The sequence below is a fragment of the Brevibacillus brevis NBRC 100599 genome, from assembly GCF_000010165.1.
Taxonomy (GTDB): Bacteria; Bacillota; Bacilli; order Brevibacillales; family Brevibacillaceae; genus Brevibacillus; species Brevibacillus brevis_D.
Genome location: NC_012491.1, coordinates 805,583 through 829,736, shown reverse-complemented (window position 1 = coordinate 829,736; position 24,154 = coordinate 805,583). Strand labels below are relative to the sequence as shown.

Below are 24,154 nucleotides of genomic sequence, written 5' to 3'. Positions count from 1 at the left end.
GATGTTCCTTACAGTTTTCTTTACATTTTGTAAGGTTTATTACGTGAGACGAAAAAAAGTCATCCGTCGAGGGATGACTTTTCTTGTGATCTATTTTTTGCTCTTGTTCTCTTCGTGTCTTTTGATCAGCATATCTACGAACATATCAATCTGTGCTGTGATCGCGATTGGATCATAGCGATAGAATGTATCGTAGTCGTTGTAGAAAATCTGATTGTTTTTCGCGGCAGGGGTAGCATTCCATACAGCGGACTCCTGTAAGGTTTTCAAGGCTTCGCTATTTTTTTCCGGATTGTAGAAAGTCACGAACATGTAATCCGCAGCGTATTCTGGCAAGGTTTCCATGGACAGCTGTAAGGTTTGCTCTTTGGATTTGTCTGCGTGCGGCATTTTCAGCTTCAATGCATTGTACACGGTTTGACCACCGCGCCCTGCGTGATCGCCGAAGATCCACAAATCTCCTTTGTTCGTCAGCTCGTAGAGACCAACCGTTGCATTCTCATCCACGATGCCTTTTATCTTTTCGCGCCCCTCGGCAGCCTTTTTGTCAAACTCCGCAATGAACTTGTCTGCCTTTTCTTTGTCGCCAACCACTTCTCCGAACAATTTGACCGTATCGTAAATGTTGGTCGCCGTACCGTACGGGAGATAAACGGTTGGAGCGATTTTGGACAAGGCTTCATAATTGTCATCATACATGACGACGATGAGGTCAGGAGCCAGCTCTAACGTTTTCTCCACATTGATCCGCGGGCTACCCACGTCCTCCGCATTTTTTAATGGTTCAACGGTAAACGGGCTTTTGAAAGCTTCCGTCTCTGCGCCGATTACATTTCCGCCTACTGCAATCAACTCGCCTGCGTAGTAATCCGTCACAATACGTTGTGGCTTGTCAGGAATTTGAATGGTCCCTTTGGGTGTTTCGATGCTGCGCATTTTGTTCTCAGTAGGGGCTGCTGTTGACTTGTCAGCTGGCTTGGAAGCAGAATCCGTTGCGGGTGCTTGTGTTGCCGTATTTGCTCCACCGCATGCCGTCAAAAAAAGCGAGAACACCAAAATGACAGCAAGGACAGCCTTTACTGTTTGGTTCGTAAGCATGATGAGCCTCCCTTATGTACGTTTGTAAGATAGATGTAAGTAATGTCATGGACGATATTGATTATCATTATCGACAAAACTATAACAAACAGTATTTTTACTGTCAATCGCCCGAGCTTTGCGAAAAAAAGCAAAAAAAATCCCTTTCTGAGAAAGGGATTAGTTGCCGGAGCGTCTTTGTTTGATCATGTCGTCCATCTTTACAAAGGTGTAGCCTTTGCTTTTCAGGCTTTCCAGTACAATTGGGAGTGCTTCAATCGTGTGGATGTCATCGAGCATATGCAGCAAAATGACACTGCCATTTTTCGTCTTGCTCATGACGCCATTTACGATATCTTGGGCGCTGTTTTTATTGTCCCAATCCAACGTGGTGACATCATACAACGCAATGACCTTGTATCCCGTAGCTGCAATCACTTTAGCTGTGTGATCGTCTACTACGCCAGTCGGCGGACGGAACAGCATGACAGGCTGCTGTTGGATCGCTTCGGTAATGACCTGGTGTGCTTTGACCACGTCCTTCTGCAATTCTTCCGCTGTCAGCGTCGTTATGACCGGATGGCTATACGAATGGTTGGCCACATCATGACCACTCTCCACCATCGCTCTCGCCAAATTTGGATTGTTCTCCACCCCTTTTGCCCGCAAGAAGAACGTCGCTTTCACATCATGCTGCGCCAAAATGTCTAATAGTTTCGTTACGGTTTTGTCGCTTCCCCAGTCGTCAAAGGTTAGCGCGATCTGTTTTTTATTTGTGTCGACCTGAGAGATGATTTCGTACTCGGCATTTTCGAATTGCGGATTCAGTTTTACTGCGTCAAAGCCTGGTATTTGTTCCAGCGGCTTGCGTTCACTGCCGTTTTTCACCATCTCACTGAGCGGGACAAACTGGTAGCCGATATCCGCTGCTGCCTTGGCGATCAACGGAATGGACGGAATCACCTCAGGATTGATGTCTGTATTGAGTGAGATAATGCTGCCTCTGGACATGTAGCGAGTTATGTAATCTCCAATGGTTTTGGCGTCTTTTTGCAAATCACGGTCCTTTGGGTTGATATTGTAGCTGATGACCGCTTCCATCCCGAGATGGGCGGCTGCCAAACGGACGTCATCCGTGACATCGCCAGATTTGGTTCTCACATAGCGAGGGGAAATACCCGTCTCGCGTTTGATGACTTCATTACTCAACTGAATCTCCCGATAAATTTGCTCGTAGCTGAGCTTGCTCATATCCAGTTGATTCAATGTGTTGTTCTGGATTTCATGACCGCGGGCCAAAATGTCCTTGGCGATGCTTGGCTCCTCGGCGACACGCATACCCGGCAGAAAAAAAGTGGCTTTGATCTTATGGGCATCTAGCTGCTCCAAAAGACTTTTCATCATCTTATCGTCGCCCATGCCGTTAAACGTCAGAGCCAGTTCCTTGCGCCCCGTGTATACATAAGGCAGCACCTTGCTTTTTTCACCTGTGTAACGAGTGATAGTCTGTTTCTTCTCTGTCTTCTGGCGCTCAGTGGATTCATCTTTGCTCGCAAACATCGAGCATCCAGAGACGAGCACGACTGTCATGAGCAGTGCAATTCCTTTGTACAGTTTTGCAGATATAATCATGTATGACTCCTTATCCCCTCATTGCTCCCAATTGATCTTAGCTAAAATTATACTCTGTTTGGCATATTTGGTAGAGTAAATGTTTTTACCATTTCATAACAAAAAGAGACGGATCTGCTCCGCCTCTTTTTCTTCCCTATCTACTTACTCCTGAATACTCACCTTGCCGCCATCTGCAAGCAGCGTCTGTCCTTTTACCACGACTTTATCTCCATTCGCTAGGCCGGATACTACTTCAATCAACTCGCTTGTCGAGTTGCCCGTTGACACTTCCACTTGCTTGGCTGTTTCCCCTTCCAGCTTGAACACGTATTGTCTGCCTTCACGTTCAAATACGGCCTTGCGAGGAATAACGAGTGACTTCGCTCCATCTGAACCTTGCGGGAAGGTAACATTTACGACCATATCGGACTTCAATTCATGAGAAGCATTTGGAATCGTGATTTCTACTGGATAGGCTTTGAGCTGCGAATCCATGACCGGACTAATCGCCGTTACATTTGCATCAATCGTTTTGCCTGTAGACTGCACGTTTACTTTGACGACTGTTCCTACTTTTACTTTCGTCACATCTGCTTCAGACAAATTCGCTTTGACCACAAGTGGATTCGTTTTGACGACGGTCACAATAGGTTGCTGGCCTGCCATCTGCCCTACTGCTCCGTTCACGCTTGCGACAAATCCGTCGATGGGGGAGACAACCTTTGCATTTGCCAATTGCTCACGAGCATTTTGCAGTCTGACCTCGGACTCAGTGACACTCGCTGCCGATACTTGCACACCCGTTTTTTGTTTCGCGCCTTGCAGCTTCTGCTTTGCATTGTCATAGGAAATCTGGGCTTTTGTGAGCGTTGTATTTACCTCTTCCATTTTCTCAGTAGCAATCGCTCCCTCTGCGAGCAGCGTCTGATTACGTTGTTGATTCAGTTTGGCGTCAGCAAGCGCTCGTTCTGCTTCCGTCAAATCATTTTGTGCTTCCACCAAGCTTTGGTTAGAGGTACTGCCTGCTTGGGTTAAGTTCGCTTTTGCCACACGGAGAGCTGCTTCTTGCTCTCTTACACTGTTAGACAACTCATTCGTATCGAGTGTAAACAATAATTGTCCTTTTGTTACGGCCTGACCCAGCTTTACTGGGAGAGATGCAATTTTCCCGCTAGTTTTTGGTGACATTTGGACTTCCTCACTTGGTGCCAATTTTGCAGTCAGTCCAGCCTCCGATGTGACCACGCCGTGTGCCACCGTTGCAACCTGTACAGGGGTAACCGTTTCTGCTGGAGGGGCAGCAGTCGTCGCTGCATCCTCCTGGCTTGCGCAGCCTGTGATCAAGGTAAGGGAAAGTAGCGCCACAATCGCGATTCTTTTATTTATGATCATGAATGGTTCCTCCTCTTTTCTCATGCATTTGTCGATTCTAACGTGGTACGGATTTTCTTTTCCTGCTTTTGCTTTCGTTTGTTGCGTCTCTTTTGTCCCATCTCATCAAACCACACGGTAACCACAGGTACGAGTATGAGTGTGATCATGGTGGAGAAAATCAAGCCATACATGACGGTAGTAGCCATGGGCGCTTGCAGTTCTAAACCAGACCCAGCAGCAACGGAGAGCGGAGCAATGGCCATAATCGTCGTGAGGGTTGTCATCAAAATCGGACGCAGACGAGCAGGTCCTGCATGTAAAATCGCTTCATGTAGCTCCCAACCTTTTGCACGCAACTGATTGATCAAATCGATTAACACAATCGCATTGTTCACGACCAGACCGATCAGCAAAATGTACCCGATCAAAACAGATACAGTAATAGGTGTTCCTGTAAACAGAAGCCCCAATATGACCCCAGTAAGGCTCGGAGGAACCGAGAACATGATGATAAATGGACTGAAAAGTGATTCAAACTGAGCAGCCATGACCATGTACACCAGCACGACGGACAAGATGATCGCGAGACCCAGATTCACAAAAGAATTTCCCATATCCTCGCTCTGTCCGCCCATTTCGATGGTGTAGCCATCCGGAACATTCAGCTTATTGATGATATTCGTAACCTCCGTCGCGGCCGCTTGCAGGTTATCCCCGATCAAATCGCTTGTGACCGTCACTTCACGCGTCATGTTTTTGCGCTCAATCGATGGTGGTACTTCGACTTTGCTAATGGTCGCTACGGAAGTGAGACTGATTTGAGCGCCCGTAGGCGTGGAAATACGCAGGTTCTTCAAGTAGTTGATATCTTCCTTATAGTCTTCTGGCAGCTTGAGATTGATATCAATTTCATCTTCGCCCGTACGATACTGGGTAACCGTTTGACCTTGGAAAGAAGTTCGCACAGCAGAAAGGATTTCATTTGTTGTCAACCCGTACAAGCTCGTCTTCTCTGTATCGACCTTCACATCGAACTCCTGACTCATTTCCTTAACACTGGTAGATACGTTCATCGTTCCCGGTACCTTGGCTATTTCCCCTTTTACAATCTCGCTCAGTTCCGTTAAGACGTCCAGATCATCTCCGCGAATTTCAATCGAGATGGCTGCTCCGCCCCCCATACCACCGGAAAGGGATTTCACCTTGATATCTGCTCCTGCAATATGCTTGACTTGCTCTTGCAGGCCCACAGCAATTGCCTCTGTCGATCGCTGTCTCGTAGTAATCTCTCCTACGTGCAGTTCGATCGTTGCGTTATGAGAAGTAGATGCACCGCTCTCTGAAATACCGTCGCCACCCCCGACCGAGGACTTGACCAATTTCTTTTCTGGCACTTGATTGACCACTTCTTCTACTTGCTTCATTACTTTTTCTGTTTCCGTCAAGACAGTACCCTTCGGCAGCTTGATCTCTACTTGGATTACTCCTTGGTCCATATCCGGGAAAAACCCTGCTCCGAGAGTGGGAACTAGCATCAATGAGCCAATCAACATGGCAAAAGCAGATCCAATCACGGTTTTTCGATGACCCAATGCCCATTTGAGTACCCTTTGATAGCCCTTTTCTACCTTATGGAATCCAATGTTAAACCAGGTTAGTGGATTGAAGCCTCGATAGTTTTCATGTTTTGTATGCTCCGGGACAGTTTTTAACAGGCGAGCACTCATCATTGGCACCAGCAAGAAGGTGAAAACGAGTGCAGCGATGTGTGAGAAAACGACCGTCAACGCTAACGGTGCGAAAAGCTCAGCAACAATCCCCTCTGTCAGTGCAATCGGTAAGAATACGCAAATTTGTGCCAATGCGGATGCCATCACCGCGGTTCCTACCTCTTTGGAACCAACCAATGCCGCTTCCATCATGCCTTTGCCTTGTTCCCGCTGACGGAAAATGTTTTCCAGCATAACAACCGCGAAGTCCACTAATGATCCCAATCCGAGCGTGAGACCTGCCAGGGAAATCAGGTTGATTGTTTGACCTGTCATATACATCAAGAGGAAGGTTGATATGATCGATACAGGCAGGACAATGACCGCAATAAGCATAGACGACAGACTGCCCAAGAAGAAGAACAGCATGAGTACGCCAATGGCACCACCTGCAAGAGCATGTACTACCGTGTTGTCAACGGAGCTCTGGATATAGGTAGAGGTATCGAGAACGATACTTGTTTCTACATTTGCTGGAAGCGTGCTATTAATCTTCTCCAGCTCAGCCTTTACGTCTTTTGCGATTTTGATCGTATTGCCGCCTGTGCCTTTCATCACGGAAATTCCCAGGCTTGGCTTTCCATCAATGTAGCTCAGATTGGTCACTTCTTTGATGGTGTCTGTTACGTTGGCAATATCACTCAATCGGATGAAGCTCCCACCAACAGAGATCGGCGTGAGTGCAATGGTGTCCACATTGGTGAATTCTCCTTGCACGCGAATACTGGTCTTTGCGTCACCTTCCCGTATCGCACCCGCTGATCCTGATATATTGCTGTTTTCTAGTGCTGCCTTTATTTGATCCAATGTCAATCCATAGGCGGCTAGTTTGGCTGGGTCTACGATGATATCGACAATTCGCTCTTGCCCACCAGTGACCGTGACAGAAGCAACACCGTTAATTCGTTCCAAACGGGCCTTGATTACATCGTCGGCGATTTTTTTCAGTTTGTTGACATCTTGATCGCCAGTTACAGCCAGATCAAGTATCGGCTGACTTGTCGGATCAAATTTCAACACCCTTGGTGAACCAGCTGACTCAGGCAAGCTCCCTCGGACCAAATCTACTTTATCTCGCATATTCAACGTCGCTTGATCCATGTCTGTTCCCCACTTGAAATGGAGGATGACCGAGGAGGAGCCATTAACAGAGGTTGATGTGACCTTGTCTAAATTCGGAACCGTGCCTAGTGCATTTTCGATCGGCTTGGTAACCAGCTTTTCTACCTCGGCTGGAGCCGCCCCCTCCACAGAGGTAACAACTACGGCGACAGGAGCATTCAGCGATGGCATCAATTCAATAGCCAAGCGAGGAAAGGTAACCAAACCAAAAATGAAGATGGCTATGGATATCATAATCATCGTGACCGGACGTTTAATGGATAGCTCTGATATATTCAAAATTTTCTCACCTCTTCGTTTGTAGGGAGCTCAGCGTATCAGCTCAGTATTTCTTTCTCCAAAATAAGCGCGCGCAAGGAATGAAGCGATGTAGGTGTACAAGCATTTCCTTCTTGTTCCGTCCAATTCGCTGGTACACGCTCCGTCAATGCTGCCCACACAATTCTCCGATCCGATTTATCACGAAATCTGCGCACCAAGTTCATCTGTTCCAGCCGACTGATTAAACCTGAGGTCGTACTATAGGAAAGATCAATCGCCTTGCTGATTTCTCCCATTGTTTTCGGGCTGATCGCAATTTGCTCCAGAATGAGAACCTGTTGCCAGGTGATATCACTTGAATCCAATGCTTGCATGGAAAGTGTGGAAAATACGGTGCTCGTATCTCTTAGAATCTTCGCTACCTGAAACAGTTCGTTCATAAAAGCCTCCTACCCATTCTCTATTTTTCGGACTATCGTTTGGGGTGTTCCCCTCCATAGATCAAATTGTACTTATACGATTCGTCCCCGAAGTCTATCGGGTAGTCAAATTGTGGAATTTGATTTTATCTATCCAGAGATAGAAGACCGTACACCCGGAGATAGACGACAGCGCATGCTAAAATGAAAATATAATGGGTACGTATACCAAGAAAGGAGGTTGTCTTCTTGAACGCTTCAGCTGCATCTTTCCGTTCCCGTTTCCTGCTCATTTGTTTTTTTGTATTGATCTCATTTTTTCTCATTCCAAGTGCTTACATTCATGAACCCACCATTCCATTTATCATCTCGCTGATCATCATCTTCTGCTTCCTGCTGATGTTTCTCAGACCCAAAAAGAATTGGAAACCGTTTCAAAAAGACATCGCCATTATCGTTATTGGTACCGTGTCATTTATAAAGGTTCTCTATGTAGGGCAAGAAGTCGGTCTATCCTTGCCACTGGTGGCATTTATTGGATTCCATATCCTTGAACGCCGAGCATTGTACTATGCGATTTTTTTTGGTGCATGCTCCTTTTCTTACATGTTTTTTCATAAAGACTATATGTTTGAGGAGGTTGTCGGCTATGTCGTGACCTATATGGGATGGTATCTCGGGGCACGAGGACTATCTGTTCAAAATCAAGCAAAGGAATCGAGTCAGCAGCATCTGAAACAATTGCAAGAGGCGCATGTTGGACTCCAGGAAGCTCATTCTGAACTTCAAGAGGCCTCTGTGAATACACTTCGTGCCGCTGTACTTGAGGAGAGGACCCGAATCGCCCGCGATGTTCACGACGCCTTGGGACACAGTCTCACATCGTTAATCGTTCAATTGAATGCTTTGAAATACATGCTGCAAGGGGGACCGAGTGACGCACAGGAGGCTGTCCGAGACATGCTTACGGTATCCAAGCAAAGCCTCGATGATATACGCTCGTCTGTCCATACATTGGCTGCAGACAAATCCTCTCTGGGAATCACACCGCTACGTATACTCTTATCACGAGCCCAACAGCATACCGACATCAAAATGCAGCTGATCAGTCCCAATCCAGACATTCCTCTTTCTCAGCACATGACTATTACGCTTTACCGGATTCTCCAAGAAGCGATTACCAATTCCATACGACATTCTGATGCAACAGAAATTTTCATCACGATTGAAAAAAAGCAAAACTACCTATTCTTGGCCATTTGGGACAATGGGAATATTACGAATCATCATCAAATCAAGCTCGGCTCTGGTTTAACAGGTATCGTAGAACAAACCAAGGAATTAAACGGAGACCTTTCCTATTCCATTCGAGAGCCCCACGGCTTTCAAATTGACATCAGCTTTCCGCTTTGATAAACAAATAGCGATAAATACGGAGGAATGCCAGCATGGAAAATCAAAACAAAAAAGAGACCATTCGTGTGGTCCTGGTCGATGACCAAACGATGATCCGCCAAGGATTGGGATATGTCATCAAAATGCAGAAGGATATGGAGGTAAGCGGGGAGGCTTCTAATGGAGAAGAAGCCGTGAAGATTGTAGGGGAAATCATTCCTGATGTAGTCTTAATGGATGTACAAATGCCGAATATGTCAGGAATCGATGCAACACGCGAAATCACTCGACTCCATCCTTCGGTAAAAGTATTAATCCTCACTACTTTTGACACGTACGATTACATCGTAGACGGTATTCGCGCTGGTGCTGTCGGCTATATGCTAAAGGATTCCGATTCACAGGATATGTTAGACCTCATTCGCAGGGCCCATCAGGGCGAGGCACTGTTCTACACGGCTACAGCTGCAAAGGCTCTCGCGGAGGTTCTACAGTTTCAACAAAAGAATTACGAGCCTGATTCTGATGCTGACTGTGACTCTACGCTTCCACCCCTTGTCATGTTTGATCAGTTGACTGATCGAGAGCGGGACGTACTTGAGCAGCTATCCTACGGTAAACGGAATGATCAAATTGCGCAGCACCTGCTTATCTCAGGGGGAACCGTCAAGACACATATCCATCGGATTTTGCAGAAAATGGGCGTGGAGGATCGTACACAGGCAGTTGCCAAGGCGATCCGGTATAAAATCGTAAAATAAGGAAGAGAAGCGTAAAAAGCCCAAGCATTTAACATGCTTGAGCGTTGAAGCTGCTTGGAATAGACTGCAGCTATTCCACACTCCGTTCCTTTTCGATTTCTACTTCCAACAACGGCAATATTCTGCCCGGGAAAACGGTAGATGCGATTTCTCCTACGCGCTTTGCCCCTCTCGACAAGTAAAACGGTTCTGCGTACGGGTCGCTGTGGATGGTGATGACTGGGATATCCAGCTTTTGTGCCACCTCCACCATATGCTGCCACAGAGCCTTTCCGTAACCTTTTCCAACCGCCTCCGGTTCCATGAACAAATAGCCTAATAGCCACTGCTCTTGCTCTGCATCCTTTTCCAAACTCATGAAGCCTTTGATGCTACCCTCGTCCTCTAACACATATACTTCCTGCGTCTCGATATAGGCAGATGATAGCGTCAGGTCATCGCGACAAGCCTCCATGAATTCATCACTGTATCCCCAATAAGCTTTGGAGCGATAGGCAAGCTCACTCAGTTCGCTTGCTTCTTGTTCTTTACCTCTGCGGATGTTCATCTGAATCCATGCCCTCCTTTGCTACGATTTCCGCTAGCCGTTGTTTGATACCCCCTGTACAAACGCCGCCGTGATAGGCAATCACTGTCTCTATATCGAACTCGAGCAGTTTGCGGATCGATTGCAGTGCCGTCGGTTGATCAGGCGTGAATTCGGGATTGAAGGGCATCAGTACACCATCTTGTGCTGTGAGGGCGTCTCCTGAAATCAACGTCTTGCTCGGAATATGATACAAAGAGATGTGATCGGGGGAATGACCGGGCGTATAAATCACCTGGATACCTCCACAGTAAGGGAGAACATCGCCATCCTGTACGGCATGATCCACTTTTACCGGAGGGGCCAGTACCCCACTTTTGATCAAGGGTGTTTCTCCTGCCAGATACGGAATCGCTACCTCGTGAGCAACCACCTGTACGCTTCCTTCCTTTGCTGCTACTATTTCAGGCAAGCTGCCGATATGATCCCGGTCTTGATGGGTAATGATGATTTTCGTCAATTTTTCAAAAGGAATCGCTTCTTTCGCCAGTACGTTCTGAATCAGCTCCAATTGTCCGGGGATGCCTGTATCCACAAGAATGGCTTCATTCTCATCCCATAGCACTGCGGTGTGGACGACGAATGGATTGCCTCCCGCGTCCATCTCCAGTTTGATCGTTTTGATTCCTTCTGTTTGAGTCAAATCGGACACCTCCACATTTGCTTGAATCTGAATGGTATGAATGATTCCCTAAAAGCAGGGGATAATCCTCTCCTTCCTGTTTGTTGATCCATAAAAAATGGCCTTTTAGATGGAAGGGCGTCTAACATCTCTTCTACATGCCATTTAAAATTTGCGGAAGACATATGGGAAGAAGGCTTCTTCTTTATAATTTTCCCTTTATTTGGGGTATAATCGAGATACGACGTGTATATCTCAGCTGAACCCCCACTTGGAACGATCCCGGGTCCTTTTGGATGAACGTGAATTATATCGTAGTCCGGTCCTACATTGTGGTTTATCAAAGGCCATATACAATCACTTTTGGGGGATAACCAAAATGAACAAAAAAATAATGATTATAGTTTTCCTAGGCTTAATCCTTATCTCTGTTCCAGTTATATATGTTCAAGGAACCCTGTTAAGCTTAGAGAATCAGGTACGCCAACATCTCATTACCGAGAAAAATATTGATGAGAAAACAATAGTTAGTGTAGATGGCGTTGTTGGGAAGCTTCCGCTCTATAGTGTAGAAGTTATTTTTGCTGATGAACCCGATGTAAAATACTTTTATACTGAAAAAAACGGAAAAATAATAACTTTACATTCAACGCTTAAACCCAAAGGATACGAATACAAACATAATTGAGTCCCCGGACGCTGGTACTACCCCATCCCCTGTTACCTCAGCTTTATTGGGTCCCGATAATAGGCATTATGAAAGCATACGTCTGAATCCTCAATTTCGGGCGTTTTTGGCTGTTTTCAGGGATTATCCCTTTTCCGATTGCTCTTGTTTTCGACATACAAACGGTCATTGATATCGTACTGCTCATTTAGCGAAAAGCGGTCGTTCAAGGGGGAGCATTTTGGATGCGCTCTTTGACTACACTTAAATTAATTAATTAATTATTTCATCAGTACACGGATTGTCTCCTGCACCGTATCCCGTAAACCATGGTGACACCGTTTTTCGATGAAAGGATCAAGTTGTAAGAAAAACGAGCCTGTTGAATTGCTCCAAAGGCTCGTTTCCGTTCAGGGAGAGAAGTTCGTAATCCCTAATCGCTCTCCTTCAACTCATTCTGTAAGAACATCACCAAGTTATCAGCAATCTTTTCAGCGTACTCACTGACTTGTTGTTTATTCATTATTTCATAGTCTTCTTCATGATCTAACTTGACAATGGGGGTGTTATCTAACGTGTAATCTATCCCTTCTTTGCTTAGGTCAAAGCAGTAGGCATCTCCCAATGAGTTAGAAGCAAAAACAATATACTTGTGTTTGGATACATCTCTTCCAGGAACCAATTCATAATTTTCTATCAGTACGTCGGCAATTGACCATATCCTTAAATCCCCTAAGTCGAATACTCTGGTTGCATTATATTGAGAAAAATAGTTCGTGAAATCTTCAGGCAAATTGAGTGACTCTAATTTTGCAATCTCTTCTTTTGAGGCTTGTACAAACTCCACACCTGTTATATGGCTAATTGTTGTCATGAGCTCCTTCAACATCTGAAATGTCCCTCCTCCTTGACTACACTTAAATTAATCAATGATTTCATCAGTACACGGATTGTCTCCTGCACAATATCCCATAAACTATGGTGACACCGTTTTTCGATGAAAATCTATTGGTGGGGGTATCAAGTTGTAAGAAAAACGAGCCACTAGAATCGCTTCTAAGGCTCGCTTCGCGTTTAAAGAGATATACTCGTATCTCCTAAATGTTTTACTGTTTTAAAAAACACCACTTTTACAGCAGCCTAAACAAGGACAGCCATTTTTCCCCTCTTACTTTGCTTCCTTCTGACGATAGACTTCCTTCCCTTCAACCAAGGTCAGCACGACTTTCGCATCCTTAATTTGAGTGGCTGGAATTTTAAACAAGTTTTTATCGAGCACGATGAGATCTGCCTTCTTGCCGACTTCGATCGAGCCTGTGATGTCATCCACGTGGTTGGCGTAAGCACCATCAATCGTAAAGCTGGCGATCATTTCTGCAAGCGTTGCACGCTCGTCTGGGTTGGCAATTTTTCTCGGATCGGTTACACCCTCCTCGATCCGGGTAATACCTTGTTGAATGCCGTGCAGTGGATTGAATTCCGGCGTTACGATGTAGTCAGACGAAGAAGCTACATGGACCCCTTTTTTCAAGAAGCTCTTCATCGGGTATTCTTTTTCTGCGCGTTCGTGGCCCAAGTACGGCACTTCGATCTCATCGTAGTACCCCTCTTCCTGCATAAACCAGAATGGCTGCACGATTCCGACTGCACCCAGCTTTTTGAAGCGCTCGATGTCTGTTTCATTGACCAGTTGCAAGTGAACGAGCGAGTGGCGAGCATCATGCTTGCCATTTTGTTTCTCAGCGAGCTCCATACCGTCTAGTGCAATGCGGGTAGAAGCATCCCCGATGGAATGGACGTGCAATTGGAAGCCTGCCTTGTCTACTGCGGCAGCTGTTTGATTGTAAACCTCTGGCTTCCAGATTAATTCTCCGTTTGTTTCCTTATGGACATACGGCTTTTCCAAGTAAGCTGTGGCGCCTTCTACTACTCCATCCAAAAAGATTTTGACAGCGTTCACCTGGAATAGCGGATTTTGATTTTGATTACGCTCACGGATTTTTACAAATTCTGCGATCTGCTCAGGTCCTTTTTCTGGATTCGCTGTCAACGCATTACGGAAGCGGATGGTCAGCTTGTCCTCTTTCGCGAGCTCCTCGTACGCTTCCAATACGTTTGGATAGCGCAGCATATCCGGGTCGCGCACTGTCGTTACACCGCGTTCAACGGCTTTTTCCTGGTAGGCTTCAATTCCAGACTTGTATTGCTGGACGGTGTATCCCCCGATTTTTGAAAGCACCAGATTCATTGCGCTTTCCCGCAACGTTCCAGATGGTTCTCCTGTTTTCGGATCACGCTCGATAATGCCGCCCTCAGGGTTTGTCGTGCCCTTCGTGATTCCAGCCAGCTTCAATGCTGCCGAGTTCACCCACAAAGAATGTCCATCATCGGAGGTCAGCGCAATTGGAGTCGTTGGCACGATTGTATCCAATACTTCCTTGCGCGGACCAATACCAGGCACTACCGGATTGCTCCAGCCGCGTCCTTGCAATGCTGGTTCGTTTGGATGGTCTTTTACGAATTTCCCGATGGTCGCAACGTATTCCTCGACAGAGCCTCCGTCAAACAAATCAATGGAGTAAATGAGTCCCGTCGTTTTGCTTGCATGCGTATGACTGTCAATAAAGCCCGGCAATACCATTTGGCCTTTCAGATCGATTACTTTCGTATTCTTGCCTATGTGTGCTTTCGCATATTCATCTGCACCGACAAAAACGATTTCATCACCGCGAATGGCCACTGCCTCTGCCCAGCTGTCCTTATTGTCCACTGTGTAGACCGCACCGTTCGTTAATACGACATCTGCTGGCTGTTTTGTCCCTTGGGCGGCAAAAGCCGACATCGGGCACATCAGCGCTGTAGCGAGCAATGCGCTGGTTAATTTTTTCCCAAACACGTTAAAATCCCACCTATCTATTTATCTAAGATGAAAAGAATGCCAAAACTGATTGTAGCATCGCAACTCTGAAAATTCCATGAAGTCCGGTCGAAAAATAGTATTTTTCCCCATCGCGAGCTCCTATGTGATAGGCCACAATTTCATTATTAAACAAATCCTTAATGGCAGAAAGGTAGTGCCAAGTATCCACAACACGATACTGTGTGACATCAGTTACCCATTTCTTATTAGGTGCTCTGCATGAAATTCGCGTTGAAGGACATTCTCGGCAACTCGTCCCCCTGTGGATGAAACAGAATGGCTTCGATACTTGCGGTTTGCTTGTATTTTTTCATCCATATTTTAAGCCTGTGTCGATCTGGAATCCCCAGATGTTCCATGATTCGGCGGTATGTCCAACCTTCCTCAATATGTAGTCGTATGGCTTCTATTTTTAATTCGTACGGATAATTTCTAACTTTTTCACCATAAAAAATGCACCCCTTAGATTTCATCGGATAAACTAGGGGCTTAATCCAATGTCTATTCTAAGGGGTGCACATCATTGAGGAGACAGTTTTTTTATTAGTAGCTATTGTCTATAGAGTCCAATAAAATAGGGGATAGCATTTGCTATTCCCCTGTGTAAATCAACGATATTTATTTTTCCTGCTCGTAATCCCATGCTGCCTTCTTTTCATTATATTTGAGTTTGAAGATCAGCGCCTCGCCGTCTTCCCGGTTAAACGAGAAGGAACCTTCTTTTAACTCTTCATCCAGAAGAATTACCGGAATGGAATCCCCTATTTCTGCGTACTTCTGCATGATCGCGTCCTGTACTTCAATGAATGCAGACTTCGCGCCTACAGAACGCTCATTTTCTATTTTATCCATTAGCGGTGTTCTTTTGGTGAAGTCGGTATAAATCCATTTTTTTCCATTTTCATCAGTCAAAGTTTTCATAGGTTCCAAATCATTGGACTTTGCTTCGATTCCCAATGAGCTAAGTGTTCTCATTTGATTTCCTTGTTCGAACTGCTCTACATCTTCACTTGCGTATAGATTACTACCTGCGAAGCTACCTGCGAAAATAGCGCCAGCTAATGCAAGACCAGATAGAATTACATTTCGTTTTTTCATACTACTACCTCCTACGTGTTTTTATTCAGGCCATACTTTCTCAGTCGTTTCTGTCACCTTTTCGCCTACTCGGTTGTAGGCATAATGGGACGATGTGATTCGGGCTTTGTGTAATGCTGCTACATTAGCTTCGTAATCTACTGACGCATACTCTGCATCATTATCGCCAGCTTCATGCTTGAGTTTTCCGTTCACGTAGAAATATGAGTAGACGCGTACTTTTTCTAGGTCTTTTCCTTCGCCTTGAGTATAAGACCATAAATAAGCAGACTTTGAGGTTACATCGTGAATATTGGATGCATACGTGGATATTTCGAAGTCATCACCAGTGCCTAACGGAGCGACATTGCTCTCCGCAGCTATTGCTAATGACGTAGACAAAGCGAGGACACCTAATACAGTCGAAAGAGTAGCAATTCGTTTGTTCATACTAACCTCCAGATTATATGTCTAGATTATTGTGATTTTACCAAAATAAGTAAAAATGCAAAATAGGTAAAATATACCTATTTTTATATGTTGATCGTAGATAGATTTCTAGTTTCTTCTGTAACACCTTAGTTTCTATTTTTTAGCATCATTTTTGATTGAATTAACAGAATGTACTGATCTAATTTCTGGCTTAATTCCACGACGTCATCATGCAACAAATCATTCTTTTCTAAAAACAATTGCACCAGTTGTTCTCGCAATTGTTCCACAATGTTTTTCAAATGCTCTATATCGTGATAAGTTCCTCCTTCCCGATCTAAGGATTGCGTGATACATTTATTTATAGGAGCTTTAGCTGCTCCTCCTGTGGGCGTTCCGTTTACCTGGCAATGGGATGGAACGCCCTTTTCGTGTGCAATAGCTCCTATGGTATTCACCTCCTTTTTTTACATTTTTGCACATTAATTTATGTACATTTATTACTATAAACTAACATTCAGCAAAACGGCCTCTGAAAAATTTTGAAATCGAGTAGGAGGGAGTGACTAACTCCCGTCCTCTCACACCACCGTACGTACCGTCCGGTATACGGCGGTTCATCAAGCTTGACGAAGAACAGAATATCGTTGTACTAAACTTTTCAGCCCTTGTTGTTGCCAGTATGCAACTCCGAGGGCTTTGTGTATTTGAGGAGTCTTTGTGGAACGCCACGCACCCTTTCGGGTGTTTGCAATTTCTATTGCTTGGACGTGTGATAAACCCAGAGAACGAAGTTCTCGATATCGGGTTTTTATTCGCTTCCACTGAGACCACAAGCAAAGTCGGAGTCTGCGCCGTATCCATTCTTCGATGGATTGTAGAATTTTCTTTGCATCTGCAAGGGCGAAATATCCAACCCATCCCATGAGATACTGGTTTAGCTTCCCAATCCTTTCATCCATAGAGATGCTCCATACCGGATTTGTGATGAAGCGGATTTTCTCTTTCAACTTCAGAAGTGATTTTGGATGAAGCCGAATCCTTGCTTGCTTTGCGTTAGTGAAACTGAAACCGAGGAACTTACGTTTCCAAGGTCGATCCACTGCACTTTTCTGCTCATTTACTTTTAGCTTAAGTACCTTCTCCAAGTAGTTTTGGATACTCTCTTTTACCCGTTCTCCCGCCCGCTTTGTTTTCACGTAGATGTTGCTATCGTCTGCATATCTACAAAAGCGATGTCCTCTCTTTTCCAGCTCTTTATCCAAGTCGTCAAGCAGGATGTTCGCCAATAACGGACTAAGCGGGCCACCTTGTGGTGTGCCTTCTACTGCCGAGAGGCAGACTCCATTGATCATGATGCCTGCTTGTAAGTATGCGCGAATAAGTTTCAACAAAGCTTTGTCTTTTACTTTTCGGGCAACCCGACTCATTAAAATATCGTGATTTACCCGGTCGAAGAATTTCTCTAAGTCCATATCTACGACAAAGCGATATCCTTCGGAAATATAAGATTGTGCCTGTCTCATAGCGTCATGCGCACTGCGATTCGGTCGGAATCCGAAACTCGATTCTGAAAAGTGGGGATCGAATATGGGAGTAAGAACTTGGAGAATGGCTTGTTGGATTAAGCGATCTATCACGGTAGGAATACCTAATAACCTTACCCCTCCGTCAGTTTTCGGGATTTCGACTCTGCGGACAGGGGAAGGTTTATAGGTTCCTTTCATAATCTGTTCTTTAATGGTTAACCAGTGTTCACGGATATAATCGCGCAGTTGTTCGGTTGAAACACTGTCGATTCCCGCCGATCCTTTGTTTCTCTCCACTCTTTCGAGCGCCACTAATAGATTTTCCCGTGATAGGACTTTCTCCAACAACTCCATGACGATACCCTTTCCTTCGCACGCATCCTTCTAGTCTTGTCGGTCAATACTCAGCCCTCTCTTGTACCCTCAGGGCTTCACCCTTATTCTCCAAGAGTAGTTCCTTACGGAATTCTGCTTCACAGTATGATCACGAAAGTGATTAGCGGATGTGTTGACTTAATGTTCAGCCCTTCCCCGTTCAAGCGTCCTTTATTTGGGTACTATGGCTTCTGCTGACTTCTGCATGTTCAGCGACTCCTTACGGAGACGGTTACCAACATTTGAAGGCACTTCATGCAGACCTCCCCAGGTAAGAGCGATAACTTTCATCCCATGTACCTGCCCAAGTTTACTGCTGTATTCCTTGGCTGTATAGGGCTTCGTCTTGTTCAGCAGACTCGCCCGAATACAACAGCCTCAAATTGGATTCGTGTACCTCAGGTCGGGACTTTGCCGCCGGCTTCCTCCAGATTCCACCTCACGGTAGACACCCTTGCCTTGAGCTAACGGTTGGTACAGCCAACCCCCGTTCGGGACTTACACCCTAGAGTTATCGCCCATGCTGGGCGCACTGATAAAAAAAACACCCGAAAGGGTGTTTTACTACTACTTAACCTCCTGCACCGTGGGTATATGTAGTTACAATGTGATGACTCCTAAGCACCTCCTGATGTTCTGGTACAACGATTCCGTGAGAAAGTCCGAACAAAACAGTAAGTAGAAGTATCATACTCCGCATTATTTATTTCTCCCTTCCAAAATGTTTTGGAATTCATCTATCTGCTGGTCAGAAGCACTATGTCTATATTTCCAGAACATAGCGACACAGCTTTGGAACTTTTCTTGCTCCATCATCTTACTCGCTAACGCAAGGCAGCGTAGGGTTTCTGTAATACCTTCTGCAACTCGCCCCTTATCGAGCTGATATATCGCCAAATGATACCGAAAATGAAGATGGCGGGTAAGACTAAAAGGGTCTTTATAATCTTGAAAGCAAGCAATTTCCTTAGAAAAACGCTCCACAATGTCATCTACAGATAGTCCGAATCGATTGGCTGTCTCCATAATGGTAAACATACCCGCTAAAATTTCAGGTGGGTTATTAGCAAGATGATTAACATACTCAGAAAGTAACTCTGTACGCCCCATTAATAAATTCAGCGTGTAATTATTCGCTTTCGCCCATCCACGGAACTTTTCAATTTCCATTTCAGCCAGATCATCACGGAATTCAAACCAGCCCAGCTCAGCATACGCTTGTACATAAGAAATGGCTTCTTCATACCGCTCTTGTAATTGTAATGCGAGTCCCTTTAGTAAGAAGCCCTGTCCATAATACACGACAAGATGGCGCTCTGTTTCAAGTATTCCCCTCACTCCATCAATTTCCCATCTTTGTACTTCTTCATTATAGATCACGGTTGCTAACTCTCTAAGTTCATCTGCATATCGCTCTACCTCCTTCCAGTTATGGAGCGTAAAGCACACATTTGCTAATTGTAGTAACGCATCTAATTGATAATTTTCAGGCAACCTGTTTCGATAAGGGTGAAAACGGACGACAGCCTTCCACTTTTTCTCTGAATCTGCTCCCCCTTGCACTGCACGGAAAAGCCTATACTGAGACATTACAAAACGATCACCATGGCTGTCTTTTTCCGATTCAATAACAAGTTGATAAAACGGGATTGACTCCTGTCGCTTCCCATTTGTAAAAAGCTTCTCAGCCACGGAAAACAGAATGGACAGGTTTTTCTGATTATCCAAAAGTATAGGGACAATTAACTCGATACAATCCTGCCTGCCTATTTCTGCACATCGAATCAGATAGGGAACAACTCGTGAACGAGACACTCTTCCCTCGACGATACATTCCGTTACATACAGCTCATACAGCCATCCAGGGGCTTGATTAAAAGCTATAGCAAGTGCATCCAGATGACCAATCGTCATAGCCCGAGAAGGAGTTCGATTAAAAATATCGCTCAGTACTCCCTGATTAATACCTGTTATCTCGCCAAGTTTAGTCAGTGTGTAACCACGCTCTTTTAGGTGATGCTCAACTTCTGAACGTAACGATCGGTGAACTGTCTTGCCTTGCCCCATATTAAACCTACTCCTCCTTAGCAAAAAAAAGAAACATCAAACTCCCTATATTTTACAAAAAGAGCGTCTAAATGTAAATAAATGGAAGTCGGAACTTTCTTCCTGTATGATTTGTTCATTTAGAGTACACCCTGTATCAGCAATGCCACCTGAATTGGTCAAATTGGTAAAAGGTTAATTTGACTCTCCTTCATGAATCGATGTATACTCATAAATGTTTTAGGGGGTAAACATTTAACGCCATATACAATTAAGCAATGAAAACAGGAGAGGGTACGATGCAAAGCCAAAACAATTTTGAAGAACTTTATATACAACTCCAACGGAAGGTTTCGGCTGAGTCACACAAGCGTTTGGATCCACTCGTATCAGGATCACAAGCGATGCTTTTGCGAATCCTAGATATGAGCGGTCCACAGAAAGCATCTTCTATTGCATTACGTATGAACATTACCCCCGGAGCCGTTACGAGTCTCGCTGATAAATTGATTGCTTGCGGCTATGCCACGAGAAATCGTGACAGTACAGACCGCCGCGTCGTGCAACTGGACATAACCGATCAAGGAAAAGATATCCTGCGGCAATACAAAGCCGTGGTGAGGAGCACGATTGAACAGTTTTTCGCAGGTGTATCTGATGAAGACAAACAACACTTAGTCCGCATCTATCACCAGGTTCTGAAGAATATAGATCAACAAAGAGAGGAGCATCAAAATTGCAACAGCTGACAGAGAAAAAGAAAGTGACGATTATGATCGCGATTATTACGGCCATGTTTTTCGCCGCGATCAACCAGACCATTATCGGGGTTGCCATGCCGCGTATTATTTCGAAGCTGGGTGGCATGGATTACTATTCGTGGGCGATTACGATTTATTTGCTGACCTCAACCGTCGCTTCTGTACTGGTTGGAAAGCTCTCCGATATATATGGAAGAAAACCGTTTATTTTGACGGGTATCGCGTTGTTTAGTATCGGAGCTTTGTTGTCTGGGTTTTCTACCGATATTTTTCAACTGATTACGTATCGTGGCATTCAAGGGGCGGGTGCCGGGATCATCATGTCCACTGCTTTTACCGCCATGGGTGATCTGTACGAGCCTCGCGAGCGCGCCAAATGGGGCGGAATCATGAGTGCCGTCTTTGGTGTATCCAGTGTGCTTGGTCCTCTGATGGGCGGCTATATCGTCGACCATCTCGACTGGCATTGGGTGTTCTGGATCTTCTTGCCGATTGGCGTGATTGCCTTTCTGTTGATCATGATTCATTTCCCAAAAGTACCAAAGCAAGAAGGAGAGTCTGTCGACTACTTCGGCTCGCTGTTCCTGACACTCACCATCGTACCGATGCTACTCGCCTTCTCATGGGCAGGTAATGGCCCAGGCAAACACGCTTGGGGCTCGTGGCAAATTATTGGTTTGTTTGCCTCCACAATCATTGCGTTGATCGTGTTTATTATGATTGAGAGGAAAGTAAAGACTCCCGTGCTTCCGCTGGGCTTGTTCAAAAACAGTATTTTTACTGTCTCTAATCTGGTCGGATTCTTCCTCAACGCGGGGATGATGGGCGCTATCATTTATGTGCCATTCTTTGTCCAAGGGGTCAAAGGCATCTCTCCGACGATGGCTGGTTATGTGGCGATGCCGATGTCGATTGCCATGCTCGGAACCTCTGCAATCGCCGGACAAATAATGACCAAGACGGGAAAATATAAAAAGATGGCGCTGGGTGGACTTCTCGTCATGACCTTTGGCATGGTGTTGATGTATTTCATGTCGCCAACCACACCGATTTACTTGCTCGTGATCTACATGATTATTCTCGGTTTGGGGATCGGGATTGCGATGCCAGTCTTCTCTTTGACGGTGCAAAATGCAGTCGCACCGCAGCAATTGGGTGTCGCTACAGCAACGTCGCAGCTTTTCCGCAACCTCGGTGGGACCATTGGAATTGCTGTCATGGGAACCGTCATGAGTGCCAGCATGACTGCGAAAATGACGCAACTGTCGGGAGCCATGGGTCAGGTGAACAATCCCGCAGCAGCCGACCCTGCTCTGGCAGAGAAGCTGTCGCTCTTCACGAATCCGCAAAATTTGTTGGATCAGCCGAAAATTGAAGCCGCGCTGGCTAGTTTGCCACCGGATTTACAGCCGCTGTTTACTCACATGCTGGATATGATCCGGGAAGCGATGAGCTATGGAATTACGACTACGTTTTTGACTGGGGCGATTGTAGCAGGTATGGCTGTCATCATCGCGCTGTTCCTGAAGGAAATTCCACTGCGTAGTGGGAAGATGGGACAGAAGCCTGAGGGCGAAGCAGGAAAGGCTTAATAGGGAAAAGGAAGAGGGCGCTTGTCCTCTTCCTTTTTTCATGGGGTATGGATTTGCTGTATGAGCCAATTTCTCGCTTCTTTTCCTGCAAGAATTTCTGGCTGCTCGACGGTACCGATATTAATACTTCTAATAGTAGCTTCTTCTAAACCGGTTACTCCTTTTAATTGCGCTCCTCTAAATAACACTTCTTCAAATGAAGAATCACGGATATCTGCATCCTGTAAATCGGCATCTCTAAAATCTGCCTGATAAAAGAGAGCATTTACTAATTTTGCCTTCCGCAAATCGACTCGCACAAACACCGTTTCGAAGCAAGAGCTTTTAACAAAGTTTGTCTTTTGTAAATTAGCATTTGAAAAGTCTGCATAAGACGCTTCGCTTTTGATGAAGATAGCGTTTTCTAAATTCGCTGATCGAAACGTAGAGGAGTATAGATGCGCTGCATAAAGATCTTTATCCTTTAGATTCATCCCGTCAAAACTACTGGCGATCAAACGAGATTGGTCCAAAGGGTACTCTGCTACGTCTATGGAGCGAAAATCTACCTCATCGACGACTAATCTCTCACCCGTTTTCCCAATCGAATCAATCCATTGCTTGTGCAAAGCTAATTTCTTGATGATATCGTCCTTCATGAAAACCCCTGCCTTATCCGATAAACAAAATGGCTTCTTTTCGTTGGAAAGCTTGCGGCAATTTTTCACAAATCCAATCTATTCGTTCTACTAGCCTCATCCTATCCTCTTCATCAGCCAAATGATGAGCTGCCCAGGCTTTTATCAGGTTCAATTCTTCCATGACCGCTGGCAAATCCTGCTCCTCCACATCGATACCTGTTGGAAAAATAGCTGTCCAGCGTAAACGTAATGCTTCAATCGCTGGCAGCCAACAGCGTTTGAAAAATGACTCTGTTGCAATCGGCACGAAAAAGCTGCTCTCCCATTCATTTTGTGCTTCGAGTATGAATGCACAGATCGACATGCTACAGCTCTGCTCTTCCCGTTCGGATTGCATAGGCATAATCTCTGCGCCCGTTTTCCTCTGCTTTTCTGGCTGCCTGCTCGAAATCATACGGAACTAATACGTGCTCAACTAACCACGAGCCGCCCTGCTTTTTTACCGTGACGTACTTGGCATGCGGGGTTTTCGATTCCATCGAATGCGGGTACGGCGTCTCTTCAAAATACGCTGGCAATCCGACACTCCCCGGATTTACTACGAGCTTCCCATCTGGGAGCCACACGGATTTCGGCACATGAGAGTGTCCGCAAAAAATGACTTTTTGTTGGATACCTGTCAGCTCAATCATTAGCGCATTCGCACTTTTGTCTTCTATTCCGTAGGGAGCGACGTTCTCCAATAAATAGACATCATCGGCAAAAGGTGTTCCGTGGCAAAATAACAGATCATCCTGTGTCCATTGTTTTTGGAATGACCCGATCCAGCTGAGCATTTCTTGTGTCAGCAGTGGTTTCACGTATTGGAAGGTAATTGACTCCATTTGCTCTCCCAGTAAATATCTGTCACAATTACCCATGATGTGGATGATTTCAGCTCGCTCCATCAAGAGCTCTGCTGTTTTGATCGGATCAAGCGGCCCGAATAAGGTATCGCCCAAATTCACAATGGTTTCAATTCCGCGGGAATCTATGTCGTGCAGAACAGCTTCTAATGCATAGGCGTTGCTATGTACGTCAGAGATCACCGCGATGGAATGGTTGTTTTGGCTCAAGGTCATATACTCCTTTACGA

The 24,154-nt window shown here is 45.3% G+C and carries 22 protein-coding genes; 5 read left to right on the top strand and 17 right to left on the bottom strand.

What is annotated here, in order from left to right; genetic code table 11:
* Positions 1-90: 90 nt before the first annotated feature.
* The 5 genes from BBR47_RS04285 to BBR47_RS04265 all read right to left on the bottom strand — a co-directional run bounded on the left by BBR47_RS04285 (position 91) and on the right by BBR47_RS04265 (position 7,657).
* On the bottom strand, positions 91-1,098 hold the full coding sequence (locus tag BBR47_RS04285; protein ID WP_012684523.1) for an ABC transporter substrate-binding protein: 1,008 nt from the start codon (positions 1,096-1,098) through the stop codon (positions 91-93).
* A gap of 159 nt (positions 1,099-1,257) precedes the next feature.
* The gene (locus tag BBR47_RS04280) at positions 1,258-2,709 is read right to left on the bottom strand and encodes a polysaccharide deacetylase family protein (protein WP_012684522.1); all 1,452 of its coding nucleotides are present in this window, start codon (positions 2,707-2,709) and stop codon (positions 1,258-1,260) included.
* 144 nt (positions 2,710-2,853) lie between these two features.
* Positions 2,854-4,083, bottom strand: coding sequence for an efflux RND transporter periplasmic adaptor subunit (locus BBR47_RS04275; RefSeq protein ID WP_012684521.1), 1,230 nt, complete (start codon positions 4,081-4,083; stop codon positions 2,854-2,856).
* Between the two features lie 20 nt (positions 4,084-4,103).
* On the bottom strand, positions 4,104-7,235 hold the full coding sequence (locus BBR47_RS04270) for an efflux RND transporter permease subunit (protein WP_012684520.1): 3,132 nt from the start codon (positions 7,233-7,235) through the stop codon (positions 4,104-4,106).
* Between the two features lie 38 nt (positions 7,236-7,273).
* A complete protein-coding gene (locus tag BBR47_RS04265) occupies positions 7,274-7,657 on the bottom strand; it encodes a MarR family winged helix-turn-helix transcriptional regulator (RefSeq protein ID WP_012684519.1) in 384 nt (127 codons plus the stop codon).
* 228 nt (positions 7,658-7,885) lie between these two features.
* Between BBR47_RS04265 and BBR47_RS04260 the strand changes: the two genes are divergently transcribed.
* Positions 7,886-9,049, top strand: coding sequence for a sensor histidine kinase (locus BBR47_RS04260; RefSeq protein ID WP_012684518.1), 1,164 nt, complete (start codon positions 7,886-7,888; stop codon positions 9,047-9,049).
* Positions 9,050-9,084: 35 nt separating this feature from the next.
* A complete protein-coding gene (locus BBR47_RS04255) occupies positions 9,085-9,792 on the top strand; it encodes a response regulator transcription factor (RefSeq protein ID WP_012684517.1) in 708 nt (235 codons plus the stop codon).
* A 70-nt stretch (positions 9,793-9,862) separates the two neighbouring features.
* Here BBR47_RS04255 and BBR47_RS04250 read toward each other — a convergent pair whose 3' ends face one another.
* Both BBR47_RS04250 and BBR47_RS04245 read right to left on the bottom strand, forming a co-directional pair.
* Positions 9,863-10,339: a GNAT family N-acetyltransferase gene (locus tag BBR47_RS04250; protein WP_012684516.1), complete on the bottom strand. Its 477-nt coding sequence runs from the start codon at positions 10,337-10,339 to the stop codon at positions 9,863-9,865.
* Positions 10,320-11,030 carry an MBL fold metallo-hydrolase gene (locus BBR47_RS04245; RefSeq protein ID WP_231850555.1) on the bottom strand — a complete coding sequence of 237 codons (711 nt, stop codon included), beginning with the start codon at positions 11,028-11,030 and terminating at the stop codon, positions 10,320-10,322. Before BBR47_RS04245 ends, BBR47_RS04250 begins: the two co-directional genes overlap by 20 nt.
* A 349-nt stretch (positions 11,031-11,379) precedes the next feature.
* On the opposite strand from BBR47_RS04245, the gene BBR47_RS04240 reads away from it, so the two are divergent.
* Entirely contained in the window at positions 11,380-11,688 is a 309-nt protein-coding gene (locus tag BBR47_RS04240; RefSeq protein ID WP_041749240.1) for a DUF3139 domain-containing protein, read from the top strand.
* 412 nt (positions 11,689-12,100) lie between these two features.
* On the opposite strand, the gene BBR47_RS04235 is transcribed toward BBR47_RS04240, so the two are convergent.
* The 7 genes from BBR47_RS04235 to BBR47_RS04205 all read right to left on the bottom strand — a co-directional run bounded on the left by BBR47_RS04235 (position 12,101) and on the right by BBR47_RS04205 (position 20,067).
* On the bottom strand, positions 12,101-12,556 hold the full coding sequence (locus BBR47_RS04235) for an SMI1/KNR4 family protein (protein WP_041749239.1): 456 nt from the start codon (positions 12,554-12,556) through the stop codon (positions 12,101-12,103).
* A gap of 279 nt (positions 12,557-12,835) precedes the next feature.
* Positions 12,836-14,563 carry an amidohydrolase gene (locus BBR47_RS04230; protein WP_012684512.1) on the bottom strand — a complete coding sequence of 576 codons (1,728 nt, stop codon included), beginning with the start codon at positions 14,561-14,563 and terminating at the stop codon, positions 12,836-12,838.
* Between the two features lie 642 nt (positions 14,564-15,205).
* Positions 15,206-15,685: a hypothetical protein gene (locus BBR47_RS04225; protein ID WP_012684510.1), complete on the bottom strand. Its 480-nt coding sequence runs from the start codon at positions 15,683-15,685 to the stop codon at positions 15,206-15,208.
* A 21-nt stretch (positions 15,686-15,706) separates the two neighbouring features.
* Positions 15,707-16,114 (bottom strand): hypothetical protein, encoded by a 408-nt coding sequence (locus BBR47_RS04220; protein WP_012684509.1) that lies wholly within the window; start codon positions 16,112-16,114, stop codon positions 15,707-15,709.
* A 128-nt stretch (positions 16,115-16,242) separates the two neighbouring features.
* A complete protein-coding gene (locus tag BBR47_RS04215) occupies positions 16,243-16,554 on the bottom strand; it encodes an aspartyl-phosphate phosphatase Spo0E family protein (RefSeq protein ID WP_012684508.1) in 312 nt (103 codons plus the stop codon).
* Between the two features lie 162 nt (positions 16,555-16,716).
* On the bottom strand, positions 16,717-17,979 hold the full coding sequence (gene ltrA / locus BBR47_RS04210; protein WP_012684507.1) for a group II intron reverse transcriptase/maturase: 1,263 nt from the start codon (positions 17,977-17,979) through the stop codon (positions 16,717-16,719).
* Between the two features lie 720 nt (positions 17,980-18,699).
* Complete coding sequence (locus BBR47_RS04205) at positions 18,700-20,067, bottom strand: helix-turn-helix domain-containing protein (RefSeq protein ID WP_041749238.1); 1,368 nt, start codon at positions 20,065-20,067, stop codon at positions 18,700-18,702.
* 278 nt (positions 20,068-20,345) lie between these two features.
* On the opposite strand from BBR47_RS04205, the gene BBR47_RS04200 reads away from it, so the two are divergent.
* Both BBR47_RS04200 and BBR47_RS04195 read left to right on the top strand, forming a co-directional pair.
* Positions 20,346-20,795 (top strand): MarR family winged helix-turn-helix transcriptional regulator, encoded by a 450-nt coding sequence (locus BBR47_RS04200; protein WP_231850554.1) that lies wholly within the window; start codon positions 20,346-20,348, stop codon positions 20,793-20,795.
* Positions 20,783-22,399: a DHA2 family efflux MFS transporter permease subunit gene (locus BBR47_RS04195; protein WP_012684504.1), complete on the top strand. Its 1,617-nt coding sequence runs from the start codon at positions 20,783-20,785 to the stop codon at positions 22,397-22,399. The genes BBR47_RS04200 and BBR47_RS04195 overlap by 13 nt, the downstream gene beginning before the upstream one ends.
* Positions 22,400-22,437: 38 nt before the next feature.
* Here BBR47_RS04195 and BBR47_RS04190 read toward each other — a convergent pair whose 3' ends face one another.
* Genes BBR47_RS04190 through BBR47_RS04180 form a run of 3 tightly spaced genes read right to left on the bottom strand, consistent with a single transcriptional unit; the run spans position 22,438 to position 24,140 of the window.
* The gene (locus BBR47_RS04190; RefSeq protein ID WP_012684503.1) at positions 22,438-23,037 is read right to left on the bottom strand and encodes a pentapeptide repeat-containing protein; all 600 of its coding nucleotides are present in this window, start codon (positions 23,035-23,037) and stop codon (positions 22,438-22,440) included.
* Between the two features lie 13 nt (positions 23,038-23,050).
* Positions 23,051-23,383 carry a hypothetical protein gene (locus BBR47_RS04185; protein ID WP_041749237.1) on the bottom strand — a complete coding sequence of 111 codons (333 nt, stop codon included), beginning with the start codon at positions 23,381-23,383 and terminating at the stop codon, positions 23,051-23,053.
* Position 23,384: 1 nt separating this feature from the next.
* Positions 23,385-24,140, bottom strand: coding sequence for a metallophosphoesterase family protein (locus tag BBR47_RS04180; protein WP_012684502.1), 756 nt, complete (start codon positions 24,138-24,140; stop codon positions 23,385-23,387).
* Between the last annotated feature and the right edge of the window lie 14 nt (positions 24,141-24,154).

What these genes read in the sequence shown, in the direction of transcription:
- BBR47_RS04280 (WP_012684522.1), bottom strand. Translation starts at nt 2,709, where the DNA reads ATGATTATATCTGCAAAACTGTACAAAGGAATTGCACTGCTCATGACA.
- BBR47_RS04235 (WP_041749239.1), bottom strand. Translation starts at nt 12,556, where the DNA reads ATGTTGAAGGAGCTCATGACAACAATTAGCCATATAACAGGTGTGGAG.
- BBR47_RS04275 (WP_012684521.1), bottom strand. Translation starts at nt 4,083, where the DNA reads ATGATCATAAATAAAAGAATCGCGATTGTGGCGCTACTTTCCCTTACC.
- BBR47_RS04285 (WP_012684523.1), bottom strand. Translation starts at nt 1,098, where the DNA reads ATGCTTACGAACCAAACAGTAAAGGCTGTCCTTGCTGTCATTTTGGTG.
- BBR47_RS04225 (WP_012684510.1), bottom strand. Translation starts at nt 15,685, where the DNA reads ATGAAAAAACGAAATGTAATTCTATCTGGTCTTGCATTAGCTGGCGCT.
- BBR47_RS04190 (WP_012684503.1), bottom strand. Translation starts at nt 23,037, where the DNA reads ATGAAGGACGATATCATCAAGAAATTAGCTTTGCACAAGCAATGGATT.
- BBR47_RS04200 (WP_231850554.1), top strand. Translation starts at nt 20,346, where the DNA reads ATGCAAAGCCAAAACAATTTTGAAGAACTTTATATACAACTCCAACGG.
- BBR47_RS04250 (WP_012684516.1), bottom strand. Translation starts at nt 10,339, where the DNA reads ATGAACATCCGCAGAGGTAAAGAACAAGAAGCAAGCGAACTGAGTGAG.
- BBR47_RS04205 (WP_041749238.1), bottom strand. Translation starts at nt 20,067, where the DNA reads ATGGGGCAAGGCAAGACAGTTCACCGATCGTTACGTTCAGAAGTTGAG.
- BBR47_RS04220 (WP_012684509.1), bottom strand. Translation starts at nt 16,114, where the DNA reads ATGAACAAACGAATTGCTACTCTTTCGACTGTATTAGGTGTCCTCGCT.
- BBR47_RS04185 (WP_041749237.1), bottom strand. Translation starts at nt 23,383, where the DNA reads ATGTCGATCTGTGCATTCATACTCGAAGCACAAAATGAATGGGAGAGC.
- BBR47_RS04255 (WP_012684517.1), top strand. Translation starts at nt 9,085, where the DNA reads ATGGAAAATCAAAACAAAAAAGAGACCATTCGTGTGGTCCTGGTCGAT.
- BBR47_RS04265 (WP_012684519.1), bottom strand. Translation starts at nt 7,657, where the DNA reads ATGAACGAACTGTTTCAGGTAGCGAAGATTCTAAGAGATACGAGCACC.
- ltrA (WP_012684507.1), bottom strand. Translation starts at nt 17,979, where the DNA reads ATGGAGTTGTTGGAGAAAGTCCTATCACGGGAAAATCTATTAGTGGCG.
- BBR47_RS04240 (WP_041749240.1), top strand. Translation starts at nt 11,380, where the DNA reads ATGAACAAAAAAATAATGATTATAGTTTTCCTAGGCTTAATCCTTATC.
- BBR47_RS04180 (WP_012684502.1), bottom strand. Translation starts at nt 24,140, where the DNA reads ATGACCTTGAGCCAAAACAACCATTCCATCGCGGTGATCTCTGACGTA.